The sequence below is a fragment of the Embleya hyalina genome (assembly GCF_003967355.1).
Classification (GTDB): domain Bacteria; phylum Actinomycetota; class Actinomycetes; order Streptomycetales; family Streptomycetaceae; genus Embleya; species Embleya hyalina.
Genome location: NZ_BIFH01000016.1, coordinates 543,762 through 544,502, shown reverse-complemented (window position 1 = coordinate 544,502; position 741 = coordinate 543,762).

The following is a 741-nucleotide window of genomic DNA, read 5'->3' as shown; positions in this document are numbered from 1 at the left end:
CGGCAGGCAGGGCGGGCGGTCGGGTCGAGTTCGCCGGACGTGCGTTCCCGAGGGGGCCGGGTCTACTTCGGCGGGCGTCGCGCCTTGGGTCGCGGGTGGCCGGTCCGGGGCCAGTCCGAGTCGGTGGTAGGCCGCCGAGACTGGGGGCTTTCGGCGAGACGGGCGCGTTGGTCGGCGAAAAGCGGCCTGCAGCGGCGGACAGAGGGGGCGCTCAGGTCGGGTTCGCCGGGCGTGCGTTCCCGAGGGGGCCGGGGCGTTTCGGGGGCGTGGGGGCGGGAGCTCACGAAACCGGACGGCGTGGGGTGCCGTTGCCCCGACGTGAGGGAAAACCGCAGGTCAGCGCGGGGCAGGGGCCGTTTCGGGCACCTCGGGATCCGGTTTCGGCTCCCACTGGGCACATTCGGTCCCCTCGACGATCTCTGCAAGGTCACGGCGCCCCAAGTCGGCGGCAAGCGGGCAGTTCCGGTCCCGCTCCGGCGCCGTGGGAGCCGGAGCACACGAAACCGGCACTCGACACCCGACTTTCCACCCAGACCCCACAAAACCGCAGGTCACCGAAGCCCGAAGCCCACAACCACCCCGCGCGATCCGGATTCGAACCCCAGCCCCCCTCCAAACGCCCCCGAAACGCCCCGACCCACTTGGGAAGGCACCCCCGGGAACCCAACCCGAGCGCCCACCCTGTCCGCCGCTGCAGGCCGCTTTTCAGTGAGCAACGCGCCCGCCTCGCCGCAAGCCCCC